Annotated in this window: 14 protein-coding genes; 10 read left to right on the top strand and 4 right to left on the bottom strand. The window is 44.6% G+C overall.

Translation table 11 applies throughout. The annotated features are described in order from the left end of the window. Window positions 1–252 precede the first annotated feature (252 nt). Together MKY23_RS05820 and MKY23_RS05815 are read left to right on the top strand one after the other, a co-directional pair. Window positions 253–1,260, top strand: a complete 1,008-nt coding sequence (locus tag MKY23_RS05820) for an LCP family protein (protein ID WP_339836226.1) — start codon at window positions 253–255, stop codon at window positions 1,258–1,260. Window positions 1,261–1,394: 134 nt separating this feature from the next. Beyond that, on the top strand, window positions 1,395–2,636 hold the full coding sequence (locus MKY23_RS05815; protein WP_339836223.1) for an acyltransferase: 1,242 nt from the start codon (window positions 1,395–1,397) through the stop codon (window positions 2,634–2,636). A gap of 93 nt (window positions 2,637–2,729) precedes the next feature. On the opposite strand, the gene MKY23_RS05810 is transcribed toward MKY23_RS05815, so the two are convergent. After that, window positions 2,730–3,464, bottom strand: a complete 735-nt coding sequence (locus MKY23_RS05810) for a hypothetical protein (protein WP_339836220.1) — start codon at window positions 3,462–3,464, stop codon at window positions 2,730–2,732. A 216-nt stretch (window positions 3,465–3,680) separates the two neighbouring features. On the opposite strand from MKY23_RS05810, the gene MKY23_RS05805 reads away from it, so the two are divergent. Further along, window positions 3,681–4,658, top strand: a complete 978-nt coding sequence (locus MKY23_RS05805; RefSeq protein WP_339836217.1) for a hypothetical protein — start codon at window positions 3,681–3,683, stop codon at window positions 4,656–4,658. 25 nt (window positions 4,659–4,683) lie between these two features. Continuing rightward, window positions 4,684–4,929 (top strand): NHLP leader peptide family RiPP precursor, encoded by a 246-nt coding sequence (locus tag MKY23_RS05800; RefSeq protein ID WP_123063138.1) that lies wholly within the window; start codon window positions 4,684–4,686, stop codon window positions 4,927–4,929. Between the two features lie 60 nt (window positions 4,930–4,989). Here MKY23_RS05800 and MKY23_RS05795 read toward each other — a convergent pair whose 3' ends face one another. Then, window positions 4,990–6,891: a HAMP domain-containing sensor histidine kinase gene (locus MKY23_RS05795; protein WP_090917873.1), complete on the bottom strand. Its 1,902-nt coding sequence runs from the start codon at window positions 6,889–6,891 to the stop codon at window positions 4,990–4,992. 153 nt (window positions 6,892–7,044) lie between these two features. Next, complete coding sequence (locus MKY23_RS05790; protein WP_090917871.1) at window positions 7,045–7,326, bottom strand: hypothetical protein; 282 nt, start codon at window positions 7,324–7,326, stop codon at window positions 7,045–7,047. A gap of 143 nt (window positions 7,327–7,469) precedes the next feature. Between MKY23_RS05790 and MKY23_RS05785 the strand changes: the two genes are divergently transcribed. From MKY23_RS05785 to MKY23_RS05775, 3 genes are all read left to right on the top strand, one after another. Further along, on the top strand, window positions 7,470–7,634 hold the full coding sequence (locus MKY23_RS05785) for a hypothetical protein (protein ID WP_167433721.1): 165 nt from the start codon (window positions 7,470–7,472) through the stop codon (window positions 7,632–7,634). A 131-nt stretch (window positions 7,635–7,765) separates the two neighbouring features. Next, window positions 7,766–8,146 carry a hypothetical protein gene (locus MKY23_RS05780; protein WP_154984524.1) on the top strand — a complete coding sequence of 127 codons (381 nt, stop codon included), beginning with the start codon at window positions 7,766–7,768 and terminating at the stop codon, window positions 8,144–8,146. 43 nt (window positions 8,147–8,189) lie between these two features. After that, entirely contained in the window at window positions 8,190–8,366 is a 177-nt protein-coding gene (locus tag MKY23_RS05775) for a hypothetical protein (protein ID WP_186812331.1), read from the top strand. 257 nt (window positions 8,367–8,623) lie between these two features. Here MKY23_RS05775 and MKY23_RS05770 read toward each other — a convergent pair whose 3' ends face one another. Next, window positions 8,624–9,835 carry an MFS transporter gene (locus MKY23_RS05770; RefSeq protein WP_090917867.1) on the bottom strand — a complete coding sequence of 404 codons (1,212 nt, stop codon included), beginning with the start codon at window positions 9,833–9,835 and terminating at the stop codon, window positions 8,624–8,626. A gap of 320 nt (window positions 9,836–10,155) precedes the next feature. On the opposite strand from MKY23_RS05770, the gene MKY23_RS05765 reads away from it, so the two are divergent. The 3 genes from MKY23_RS05765 (at window position 10,156) to MKY23_RS05755 (ending at window position 12,488) form a co-directional block, all read left to right on the top strand. Continuing rightward, window positions 10,156–10,755, top strand: coding sequence for a peptidylprolyl isomerase (locus MKY23_RS05765; RefSeq protein WP_261769378.1), 600 nt, complete (start codon window positions 10,156–10,158; stop codon window positions 10,753–10,755). A 434-nt stretch (window positions 10,756–11,189) separates the two neighbouring features. After that, a complete protein-coding gene (locus tag MKY23_RS05760) occupies window positions 11,190–11,456 on the top strand; it encodes a YqkE family protein (protein WP_090917861.1) in 267 nt (88 codons plus the stop codon). Between the two features lie 237 nt (window positions 11,457–11,693). Next, a complete protein-coding gene (locus MKY23_RS05755) occupies window positions 11,694–12,488 on the top strand; it encodes an SDR family NAD(P)-dependent oxidoreductase (protein WP_154890757.1) in 795 nt (264 codons plus the stop codon). Window positions 12,489–12,577 lie beyond the last annotated feature (89 nt).

Below are 12,577 nucleotides of genomic sequence, written 5' to 3'. Positions count from 1 at the left end.
AATGAAATAAGTATATTTAATAGACTATATTTTCATTGAACTAACCGAAGTAGATTTCCACACTTGTGGATGTTCACGAATTTCCCAAGAAAGCGATGAAACTCCATAATGATTGTCCCAACCACAACAAGCAAACTATTCGTAAAACAATATTGAATTTAAATTTATTTTCGGAATCAAGGAGGACATTTCACTTTCTTTTTGTTAAACTAGTTTGGGGATCTATCAGTTCTACATAAGAAAGGTGAGATTATGTTTAAAAAATGGTTATGGGGTACAGCCCTGACCTTGGCACTTGTTGTAACAGGAGTCATTGTCTACTACGGATATTCAATCGTTCATTTTGCCAATAGCATTTCGACTGCCGCATCTAGCGATTCGCCTAATTCTAGTAATGCCTCGAACAGTACGGAAAGCTCCGATACACCCAAAGTGGTCATTCCGAAGTGGGACGGCAAAGAGAGAGTAAATATCTTATTAATTGGTGGTGACTCGAGAGGGGATGACGCAGGGCGTTCAGACTCGGTGATGGTTGCTTCGATTAATCCAGTTTCCAAAAAGGCCCACCTGTTCTCCGTACTTCGCGACACCTACGTTAACATCCCAGGCCATGGCAAAAGCCGCCTTAACGCCGCCTATTCCTTCGGGGGAGCCGAATTAACCAAACAGACGGTCAGCGATCTGCTCGGTATACCGATTCAGCATTATGTCTACACGGACTTTACAGGCTTCATGGCTCTCGTTGATGCGCTGGATGGTATCGATATTGATGTGGAAAAAGATATGTACTACACAAGCAAAGCGGATAAACACATGTATGATATTGATTTGAAAAAAGGGCTGCAACATATGGATGGCAAGACAGCCCTCCAGTATGTTCGTTTCCGGCATGATGCAACCTCCGATTTCACACGTACAGAGCGTCAGCGCATCTTTATGACCGAACTTGCCAAGAAGATGCAGAGCACCACTTCGCTCTTTAAAATCCCTGAGATGCTGGAAGCCATTGCTCCTTATATCAAAACAGATCTAAGCCCAACCCAAATGCTGAAGCTCGCTTCACTCGGCTTTGATATTCGTGTGAACGAGATCGACCAGCAGCAGATTCCACCGAACAAGTTGCTTACAAATGAGCGGGCTGGATCTGCTCAGGTATTAGGTGTGAATGTGCCCAAGCTTCAAGCTTACATTCAGAAGTTATTTGAAGAAGATAACCAGTCTTCGTCGGGTGGCTCAGTAACTGGGAAATCAAACGAGTGACTATCACATAATCACCAGTAAAAAGACGGCTTAGGCCGTCTTTTTTTGATTCCTTTTTTCGCCATTTAATGCAGCCTTAATGTTTGGAGGGTAGTCTTATATGATGACCCTGGCTACATAAGGGAGGAATGGAAATGAAAAAGCCGAAAATAGCCGAATGGACCGAACTTCGCGGATTAGCTTTTCTGGCTATCGTCATGCAGCATAACATTGCTGAATACATCTATCGGCCAGATATTGAGCAACCTGATTCCGTGATGCTGACCATGATTTATCATTTGACAAGGTTTGGCACACCTACTTTTGTATTTCTGTCGGGTGTGTTGTTGTTCTATCACCATCGCCATACGAAGCCGGATTATCCCCGCTTCATCGGGAAGCGATTTGGTGATATTTATATGCCTTTCTTCATATGGACGCTCATCTACTGGTTAGCTGTACGTGTGTTTACTCCTACGTTCTGGACTTCCGGTATGCCGGATCTGGGAAGCTTTGTACATGAGTTATTTATACCGCAGACAGGATATCACCTGTGGTTTGTGCTGATGGTGTTCCAATTTTATATCCTGTTTCCTTTATTTCTCGCGGGGGCTCATGCTGTTCGTAAAAGGCTCGATAACCTCAAGCGTTTTACGCCGAAACAGGTGACGTTAACCATCATACTCGTTGCAGCACTATTTTATCTCTGGCTTATGAAATGGTCTTATTATGATATGGCTGACTGGACACAATGGTGGCCAGAGCCCTGGTCTAGCATGCTGGAATATCGTTCATATTCATGGCTCATGTATTGGTTCTACTTTTTCCTTGGCGCGGTATGCGCCTGGACGGTGGAAAGCTGGAGGAATTGGACGATGAGAATGCTCCCTTGCATGATTGCGGTCTTTGTCGCGATGTATATCTGGATGGGGTACGCTGTACTGCGCGGGTCAGAAGATACGATGAACCTCAATATCTCTACGTACCTAAAACCCAGTACGTTCATCAGTATTATGGCTCAGATGTTAATGCTCTACGGTTTCCTTGTTCTGCTACATGGTAAAAACCTATGGTTTCAGCGTCTTCTCACTTGGATTGGACGCTACTCCTTCGGCGGTTATCTAGTCCATGCCTTGGTGATTTATGCCATCGCATATGTTACCAGACCGTTACACCTTAGCGGGTGGCATCTGCCTCTAACGATAATCTCATTCATAGTCACCGTTGTGACCGCTCTTGGCATTAGCTGGACACTGTCTAAATTGCCAGGCTCTCGTTTCATGGTTGGATTGACACGTAGCAAGGCTCGGCAAGCTTCTGCTTTTAGTGATCCATTAGCGGGTTCTGGAAGACGCACCCCGAATCAAAATTCGCCCCTTAGGCCCTCAGACGTGTAAAACAAACAAAGAGCGTGCTCCCCTGCGGAGGACGCTCTTGAATTTTTTCCTCATCTTGCTCAGTAGATCAGTCATCTTGTTCTATGAAGTTGATCATTTCACTTCGGTTGAGGTGGATCGGCCAGGCACGTGTCCCGGATGAACTGGAATGGAATGACCGTGCCGTTTTTGATGAACGAACCTTTGCAGATCACCTGTTAATTGTTCTTTTAACTGATTCACCAGCTGTGTTTCACTGATGCCTTTCGTTTGCGCAATTTCAACCAAAGACTTGCCTGCATGCAGTTGTTCTTGCAATTGTTCAGGTGTAATCCCGATGTATTTCGCTATTGCCCCTTTATCTACCATCGGATGTTTTCCATGGTGCGTAAATTCACGTCGCAATTCGGCAAGCGGGGTATTCACTACTTTTTTTAACTTCACATCCATATTGGCTTTCGCTGCTGCAGCTTGTTCCTTGGTGAGACAACCTTCTTTCACGGCCAGATCCAAGCGCTCTGACAGCGTGGGCTTTAATTTTTGCAGTAACTGTTCTTCACTGAATCCTTTGCGTTCCTTCGCGATCTGGGTTAAGGTCTTGCCAAGTTGCATCTGCTGCTTCAAATCACGGAGTCCAATTCCGAGCAAATCGGCTGTTTCTCCGATCATAAACAAACCATGGCCTGCCTGCATACAAGGCTTTTGGTTCCCACCGGCAGATTCAGCCAGGTTTTCATCTTGCTGCTCCGCAGGAGAAACGGGATCAGCTAAAACCATTTGGCCTGGTGCAACAGCAAAAATGATAACAGCTGCGCTGGCAGCCAGCCATGATTTCCAATTTATCTTCATTCTTTATCCACCTTTCTTTGTCTCGATATCCTCTGCCTTCTTAGTCTGAACCCAAATTGCAACTTTTTATGCTATAAAATCCAAAATGTCATCAAATTTCTCACAAATGATCACAAAAAATCCTATTTTTTTCAACTAACTTAAGATATACTGTATTTAACTTCTTGATCTTACTGCATATTCCAACATTTAATGCAGGAGGGACGTTTTCATATCATGCATCGAGAATGGCTAGATCCGTATATGCTTGACGTGAAGGCCGTGTTTGATTCTGTTGAAGAGCGTCTTCGGCAATACCCTGATTCACTGGTAGGGCATGCGCTTGAACAACTCCGTTTGCTCAACCCCTTCAGGGGGGATCCGGGACACAGTTGCATCGGTTACATCACTCCGCTATGGATGCAGTACACAGAGGGACTCCCGTCCGATCAAGCTCATCAGCTTAGCACAGCTTGCCTGTTACACATGATGTATTTTCTTAATCTGGATGATGTCATGGATGAGCCAACTGAGGATGCGGTGCTGAAGTTATCTCTTGGGAATCTTTGCTATGTGGATGCCCTTCAAGTCTATAATGCATTATTTGAACCCTCTTCTGTCTTCTGGAACCATTTCAGACACGTTATTCAGGACTGGGCAGTAAGCGTAAATGGTGAATTACACGTGGATTATTTTCAGCATAACCCACTTCTCATCGCCCAGAAAGCTTCACCAACGCAATTAGGAGTCATTGGTTCCTTGATTTTACTAGAGCAACCGGCTCGAATCTCTTCGGTCTGCGGTGCACTGAATATCGTTCTCATGACTCTACAGATGACAGATGACTTTACAGACACGAAAATGGATGCTGTAAACGGCAACTACAATAGCTACCTCTCTCACCTATCCACAGCTCTCCAACAGGAATATCCGACGAGTCATGTACTTAACGAATCTATACACCACAATGTATATAACTCACAACTGATGAACAGTTATGCAGACGTAGCTCAACACTTCAATGACATCATTGCATCTTCTAACTTGGAGTTTCCACAATTCATTGCCCTGAATTCTTATCTGTGCAACTCATTGGTACAAGCAATTCAGGAAATAGAACAACGTAAAAAAAGACTTTATCGAGGTGGGTTTCACTACTGGATCAGCGAACCACAATCCGGGCCTTCTAATACGGGACAAGCCGATTCAGTTTAATTTAAATATGAAGGGAATGTTGACGATGATGGTGTCAGAAAAAACGTTGCATGAGGATATTATTGAGAAAGCTTGGACAGATGAACACTTCAGACAACAACTCCATTCTAATCCTAAGCAGGCACTTCGCGAGGCGTTTGGTATTACGATTCCTGATCATATCAAGATTCGCACAGTCGAGGAGCAACAAAATGATTATGTTCTGGTCATTCCACCTAACCCTTCCAAAGTCAATTATGACGTCAATTGCGGACCGTGGAGATCATTTTAATCTTAGCTAAATAAAAAAATCAGGGGTAGAACATTAAACTGGATATCCTCCCCGAGTCCATCATTTAACGAACTCGGGAAAAGATACAACAGCTTCTGTTCCTACCCCTTTTGTGCTTGTAAAACTGATCTGTCCATTCATCGCTTCCACGATGCGGAAGGTAACCATCATACCTAGCCCAGTGCCTTTGATTTTATTAGAGAAATACGGTTCTCCCAGTCGGGACAAGGCTTCCTCACTCATCCCTTCACCATTATCTCTGACATGCACTTTAACTTTGCCATCCTGTGAGTATGCCCAGATATCAATCTGACCTTGTCCTCCCTGAAACGCCTCAATACTATTTTTAATAATGTTGATAAAGGCCTGCTTGAACTTCGAAGAATTTCCACGAATATAAATATTAGGCGGGATATCCGTTGTAATTTTTCCACCTTCCAGATTAGCCATCGGTACCAGTATACCTTCGATATGATCAAATTCATCTGAAATATTCAATGAAATAATGTGATCAAATTCAGGTTTTGCAAAAGTCAGAAAATCCGTAATAATACCGGAAGCCCGGTCGAGTTCTTCCAATGCAATACGTACATATCCTTTGTTCTTGTTATCTTCCTGCTCTGTCATAAGCTGAAGAAACCCTCTCGTCACCTGAAGCGGGTTACGCACCTCGTGAGCAACTGAAGCGGCAAGTTCGCTAATGATTTCCATTTTTTCAGATCGCTGCAACTCGTTGTTGAATAGTTCCAGTTCCTTGGAGTACTCTAACACTTTGTTATGTTTTTCAGCAAACCGGCTACCAAGAATAGCAATCAATGAGATAACAAATGCAACCATCGACCACTTCCACCAGAGCAGGTGATATGCCCCGCTTCGCTGATAGTACCAAAGAAGTTCCATGACACTAATTAACGAAAAGGTGCCGAAACCAACTGCTAACAGGATCGCTTCACGGTTACGTTGTAGCGCCCGGGCTATCGTACCAACCAGCAGGATGGTCAGCACAATAACCAGTATAATGCCCACTACATGCTGTACAAGAAGACTGTACAATAGATCCCATTGCCCACCCGATACTACATATACAAACAATGAAAACACAGAAACGATGGAATAGGCCCATTGAGCCTTCCTTAATTTGGTGAATATCCCGTGTACACCGGGGCCAATAACTTGTTCAAAGAAATAACAAAGTGCAGGCATTCCGAGTAACATGGCCAAATCAAACAGAATAGAATACAGGTCCCCATACACTTGATAGAAAGTGTACAAGAATTGAGAATAAGTGATCACCATTGTCCCGATGGAACCCATCACGACACACAGTGATATCCATAGCCCTTTATGAAACTGACCCAGAAAAAATGTGCAACTCAGCATAATAAGCGAGGTAAATACAAAAGTTGAACCCAAAATGATATCCATTAACCCATTATGGAGATACTTCTCCTGCAACATGGCATATGGCCCGACCTGGACATCACCTTGAATGCCCAACCATCCTCTCTCATTTTGCGCCCAAACATAGAGTGTACTACCCGAATTTTCTGCAGATAGCGGTAAAAAAACGGCATTATTGTCGTAATTATAATGGTAATTCTCATATACTTTCCGATCTTCAAGATAGATCACAATATGAGTGCCTTTAATATTTTCGAAACGAATCGCTGAACTTCCGTCATGCAAACGGGGAATTGTCAAACGTGTCCACAAAGAACCTGATGGTTCTTTCGTACTGTCTACAATTCGCTCAACACTACGTTTCTCCCATATTTCATCCTGGCCCATAACCTCACTAATGAAGCCCTGATCTCCAGCGTTCCCCCATTTCACTTCCCATCCTGTAATGGCTACAGGCTGCCGAATCTCTTCTGGTGCGGCAAGCACGAGTCCATGCGGCATACACAGAATCGTGCATATCGTCATCCACAAGATGATAATAGCTTTGGGCACATTTCTCATTCACAGCACCTCAAAGTTTTTATTTTCGCTTCTTCATTTCTCCCTCACCCTATCAATTCGCCACCGTTTATCATGTCACCTTCTTACACAAATTTAAAATTCACATATAAGTAGATTTATAGTCTTTTTTCCATTTTATTGTTATAAAAGCCGTTAATTTCGCAAGTCCTCAAACTGGTTTTCGATCATTTCACGTTCCTTCTGTTCCACTTTCGTACGAAACTCCAACCACTGCTCCGTTTCTTCATCATCGTAAATGGTCCATATATCAGAGAATAAAAAATCACGTAACTGAACAACCTGTCCAGACCATATACCGCCAACCCAGAACAATCCATCCGGACGACGAATGACTGTACGAGAAAATCCGGGTGTGGACGCTTTCTGTCCGATCCGAATACGTGTGATCATATTGCCTAATGTGTACCAGTCCACGTTGCACCCCTCCTTGAGTAGTCATGCTTCATCATAACATAGGAAAAACAAGAAATGCTGGAAAATCGGCTGGCACGATTCAATCCAGTGGATCATGTGTAATGGTTTTTCAAAGCAAAACTCACTTAAACAAGGAGATGATTATGATGAATGAGCCTCATCGCACGGTAGAAGTTGAACATAAGGATGTACAACACAAATCGGATTCAAGTATGGTCGCCTCTACATTTATTAAATATGCCGCATATATCATTATCTTTTTCGGATTTCTCTACTTCCTTGTGAAATATGTATTCCCGAAATTTTAACGAATTCCTGACATAATCTGGTCTGTTTACGGGGACAATATCATGCTTGGAATGACGATAAAATGCTGAAATGATGGCATTACTTTGTTTGAATTCGTTGTACTATAAACAAATTATGAAAGGAAGTGCTGATGATGTCTGATAAACCCATTAGCAACGTGGAAAGTGAACGCTATTATGACCGTTACCAGAGGTCCCGTGATATTCCGCCTGAAACCGAAGTACCCGAAGGCGACATGGATACCTTTGATGAAGTTTCTGGACGCCGCATTGAAATTGAAATGGAAGAATCGGAGCTTCCACCCGTTGCTACATCTGCTGTAGACGAAGAAGGTTTGGAATCCCGTTTGGCGGAAACTCCACTGGAAGCCGTACCCGATGCAGATCTGGTGCAACCGGGCAGCCCGGTTGATCCTGCCGCACCCGACCCCGATGCCCTGCATGGTACAGATCTGTTAAACGGGGCTGGAGCTGACGCTAAACCACAGCAGAATATTCTGCCTCCGCGTTAGTGGATGTCTTGTTTTGCGTATTCTGACAATAGGAGGTGCTGACATGACCAAAAAGAATGAGGAAGAACAGGTTAAAGAAAATAAGAACCTTGTTACCGAGCGGGATATCGATCCTGATTTTGGCCTCTTTACAGAAGATTCTTTTCCTGATGCACTTGAAGATGAAGATCAGCGCGATGCGGTCAAACATGCCATTCCCGACGAACAGACCTCCGAGTAAACCTCATGAACTGATTTGCAGATCGGTATGCGTAAACGTCGCGCTGAATGTAATAAAGTGATGCTGGAAGCCCCCTCAACAAGGGGTTTCTTTTATTTTCTCTTCAAAGCTTGCTCTAGCTTACACAGAAAAGAAGATGACAATTGCATTTCCAGCGTCATCTTCTTCCCATACTTATAACGTTTCTTTCAAAAACCTGAATCCAAAATCTATAGCTAAACGCAGTTCTCTCCAGTTCACCATTGCCATTGCAAGGGTCACTTCTCCACTGGCTTAGCCACTCCGGGGAGCTTATGCTCCAACCTGGACCACTTGACCACAATAGCAGTAGCCAGAAGCGCAAGGCCATTAATGATAAATATCCAGCGAATCGGCAGCCAGCCGCCAAGGACACCGCCGATAATCGGCCCTGCCATCGTTCCGATCTGGGCTGCGGACTGGTTCAGACTAAATGCACGTCCCCGAAATGCCGGTTCAGTCACCTGTACAATCATCGCATTGATCGCAGGAAACACGGCTGCAAAAAAGAGTCCGTAGACAAATCTCAAAATGCCAAATGCAACGTAACCTGTTGTAAAAAACTGCAACAGATTGCCCACCGCGCCGCCAATGAGTCCGATTACCAGCACTTTTCCAAAACCGATCCTTGATCCAAGCTTGCCCCAGCGCGGAGCCATAATGACCGTCGCAACACCTACCGCCGAGAAAATAATCCCTGAGCTTAAGGAAGCCCGATCAGGCTGAACTCCCATCTCCATGACATATACCGTTAATAGCGGCTCCAGAATCATGACAGAAAAAGTACAGATGCCCATCATACCAAGTACGGTGACAAACACACGATTCGCTCTCGCTTCACGGATATCATCCATAACATGCGAACGTGCCTTGTTACGATTAAAATTCTCTTCCTTGACCCAGAAGGTTGCAATGATTGCGGACACCAGCACGACTATCGCCGAAAATAGAAACGCACTGCGGTTGCCATAATAGTGGCTGACAAACCCGCCGATCAGTGGACCGATAATCCCCCCTGTAGCTCCAGCAGTGGACATAATGCCCAAAGCATATCCAGTCTTCTCTTCAGGTGTGTTCGTGCCCACAAGAGCAATCGCCGCAGGAACAAATCCGGCAAGCAATCCTTGGAACAGTCGAACCACAATCAGTGAATACGGATCTTGTACAAAAAAATTAATCAGATACAGGACAGCCAAGCTGTACCCTGAACGAATTAACATCGGCTTGCGCCCATATTTATCGGCTAATGATCCCCAGAAGGGTGATACAAGAGCGCTTGCAAGAAAAGTAATGCCAAAAGAAAGTCCTGACCAGAATTCCAGATGATTGCGCACACCCAGATCACTGCTTAGAAATAAGGGAAGAAACGGAATCGAAATGGAATACGCCGTACTGCAAAAAAAGACACCGATCCATAAAATGATCAGATTACGCTTCCACGAGAAGTTCATATACCCGCCCGTCCTTTCCGTAACTGACGCCGGGACTGCCGTGTTTGGAGCGGACGGATCAGACCCGTACGTCCCCCTGATGCGGAAGCATTTTCCTTATTTTACACCCATGCTCTCATGATGACCATCCCCAGTTCACCGAATTAACATGGCTTGCATTGCCATTCTGAGCCAAGAAACGGTATGATAGTTGAAGAATTCACCAAACTATATTGGATGAAACTCGTTATAACAACGAACCAAGGAGGAACATATTCATGTCTTTACGGTGGAAAAAAACAACCGCAGTCTCGCTTGTGTTTGCGATGCTGTTGATCGTTATGAGCGGATGCGTACGCCCGGCAAGCAATGCTACACAAACTCCGGTTCCAGCACCACCAGCGGGTGCTAATCCTGTAGCCACGATTGAGATGCAGGACGGACAGAAGATCGTCATTGAGTTGTATCCTGAGATTGCCCCCAATACGGTGTACAATTTCATCTCCCTGGCGAACAAAGGCTTTTATGATGGCCTGATCTTCCATCGGGTTATTCCGGGCTTTATGATTCAAGGCGGTGATCCGAACGGCAATGGTTCAGGCGGACCAGGTTATGCGATCAAAGGTGAATTCACCTCTAACGGTCATAAAAACCATCTGAAGCATACCCGTGGGATACTCTCCATGGCACGCAAATCAGATAATTTGGATTCTGCCGGATCTCAGTTCTTCATTATGCTGGCTGACGCTGATTATTTGGATAACTCTTATGCGACTTTTGGTAAAGTGACCGAAGGAATGGATGTAGTTGATGGAATTGCAGCACAGCAAATTGGCGAAGGTGACAAGCCGGTTACGGACCAAGTCATGAAGAAAGTAACCGTTGATACACACGGACTGGAATATCCAGAACCTGTTAAGATTACAGAGGAGAAAAAGTAACCCTCTTCTAAGAACAAACAAAAGCTCTGTTCTGTGCATTTGGCGCAGAGCAGAGCTTATTTAATGATAACGTTTACATAAGTAAATGGATCAAAAACTCTTTTTCGGTCTCGGATAATACCTCAATGTATCCATCCCAATAAATTCAGCCACCCGATAACCGCAATCCACAGTGGGAAACTAAAAGCCATCCCCCATGCAAGCCCTTTCAACAAACTACGGTTTGCCTCCATGAACAACGACTCCTTTCTTCAGGGAATAGTCGTAGTATCGGTACCATTATATGGTTTTATACCTGTCTTCATTCGCCGTGACATGCCCTTTTTCCTGCATGAGCTCTGCAACTTCATGGAATGCGCAACACGAACCTGATATACTATGACTACAATAATGATATGGATGATGATTCATGTTTTTGAAAGGAGATTTTCCAAGTGGCTAAATCCAAAAGACGTACTCCAGCACCCAAGGCTCAGAATCAAAATCAGGACCAACCGACCACGCTGAAAGATTTACTGAGCAGTGATGTGCTCGAGAAACTGAAAGCGCAAGCTGACGAAGCCAAAGCTGCTGAAGCACAGCGCAAAGAGCAGGAGCGTTTACAGGCAGAGGAAGCTCGTAAGGCGGAACAGAAGCGCCGGGACAATGACTTTGAGTATCTGCTGAACAATAGCTCCATGGACTGGAAGAAACATAAGTAACCAAGAGATGAAGTGGTCACACCAAGCTGTCCATACATCCTATGATACAAGTTATACGAATGAAACGTATGAAGCTAATCTTACTTCATGAGATTATTTTCATACTATAATTTCTGAACAAAGCAGGGCCCAGATGGGGCCCTGTTTTTAATATGAGCACATATGATTCACCTCCCCCATGTCGGGTATTTAGAAGTAGAGTGTTCAAGGACAATTCATACATGGAGGGATCAATGAATGGCTGAACAACGTTTGGAAGGTAAAGTAGCAATTGTTACTGGAGGCGGCTCCGGTATTGGTCAGGCCTCTGCCATTCGATTCGCCGAGCAAGGGGCCAAAGTATACATGTTAGATCGTACACCCGAGAACGCAGAGGAAACGAAACAGATCATCGAAAAAGCCGGTGGCGAAGCTTATGTGATTGAATGTGATATCTCCAAGCCGGAACATGTAGAGAAAGCCATCAACCAGGCGGCAACCGAAGCAGGCAAGCTGGATATCGTTTTTGCTAATGCAGGAATTAATGGCGCCATGGCTCCAATTGAAACGATGAAAATCGAAGATTGGGATCAGACGATGGAGATTAACATGCGTGGCACGTTTGCAACAGTGAAGTATGCCATCCCTCATCTGAAAGAGCGCGGCGGCAGTATTATCATTACGAGTTCCATTAACGGCAACCGCGTATTCTCCGGCATCGGATTTTCTGCATACGCTTCCAGCAAAGCAGGTCAAACGGCTTTCACCAAAATGGCGGCACTGGAGCTAGCTCGTTACAAGATTCGTGTCAACGCCGTTTGCCCAGGAGCGATCGATACCAACATTGATGACAATACGTATCCATCGGATGATCTGAAAGATGTTCAGATTCCAGTGGAGTTTCCTGAGGGACATGAGCACCCGCTCAAAGGCGAACCAGGAACATCGGAGCAAGTCGCCAATCTGGTACTGTTCCTCGCTTCAGATGAAGCCTCACATGTAACAGGCACACGTATCTACGTGGATGGTGCCGAATCACTTCTGCGTGGATGAGCTATTTATTTACACGCCCACTCCGATGACAGAAATATAACAAACCCGCAAATTTTCTGGATGATCAGAATGTTTGCGGGTTATCTTAA

This window comes from Paenibacillus sp. FSL R7-0272 (assembly GCF_037969905.1).
Classification (GTDB): Bacteria; Bacillota; Bacilli; order Paenibacillales; family Paenibacillaceae; genus Paenibacillus; species Paenibacillus polysaccharolyticus.
The sequence above is the reverse complement of the archived record's forward strand: the minus strand, read 5'-3'. Positions and strand labels throughout refer to the sequence as shown.

Bases quoted from the DNA above. Each gene is read 5' to 3' on its own strand.
- MKY23_RS05820 (WP_339836226.1), top strand. From the start codon at position 253: ATGTTTAAAAAATGGTTATGGGGTACAGCCCTGACCTTGGCACTTGTT.
- MKY23_RS05815 (WP_339836223.1), top strand. From the start codon at position 1,395: ATGAAAAAGCCGAAAATAGCCGAATGGACCGAACTTCGCGGATTAGCT.
- MKY23_RS05810 (WP_339836220.1), bottom strand. From the start codon at position 3,464: ATGAAGATAAATTGGAAATCATGGCTGGCTGCCAGCGCAGCTGTTATC.
- MKY23_RS05805 (WP_339836217.1), top strand. From the start codon at position 3,681: ATGCATCGAGAATGGCTAGATCCGTATATGCTTGACGTGAAGGCCGTG.
- MKY23_RS05800 (WP_123063138.1), top strand. From the start codon at position 4,684: ATGATGGTGTCAGAAAAAACGTTGCATGAGGATATTATTGAGAAAGCT.
- MKY23_RS05795 (WP_090917873.1), bottom strand. From the start codon at position 6,891: ATGAGAAATGTGCCCAAAGCTATTATCATCTTGTGGATGACGATATGC.
- MKY23_RS05785 (WP_167433721.1), top strand. From the start codon at position 7,470: ATGATGAATGAGCCTCATCGCACGGTAGAAGTTGAACATAAGGATGTA.
- MKY23_RS05780 (WP_154984524.1), top strand. From the start codon at position 7,766: ATGATGTCTGATAAACCCATTAGCAACGTGGAAAGTGAACGCTATTAT.
- MKY23_RS05775 (WP_186812331.1), top strand. From the start codon at position 8,190: ATGACCAAAAAGAATGAGGAAGAACAGGTTAAAGAAAATAAGAACCTT.
- MKY23_RS05770 (WP_090917867.1), bottom strand. From the start codon at position 9,835: ATGAACTTCTCGTGGAAGCGTAATCTGATCATTTTATGGATCGGTGTC.
- MKY23_RS05765 (WP_261769378.1), top strand. From the start codon at position 10,156: ATGAGCGGATGCGTACGCCCGGCAAGCAATGCTACACAAACTCCGGTT.
- MKY23_RS05755 (WP_154890757.1), top strand. From the start codon at position 11,694: ATGGCTGAACAACGTTTGGAAGGTAAAGTAGCAATTGTTACTGGAGGC.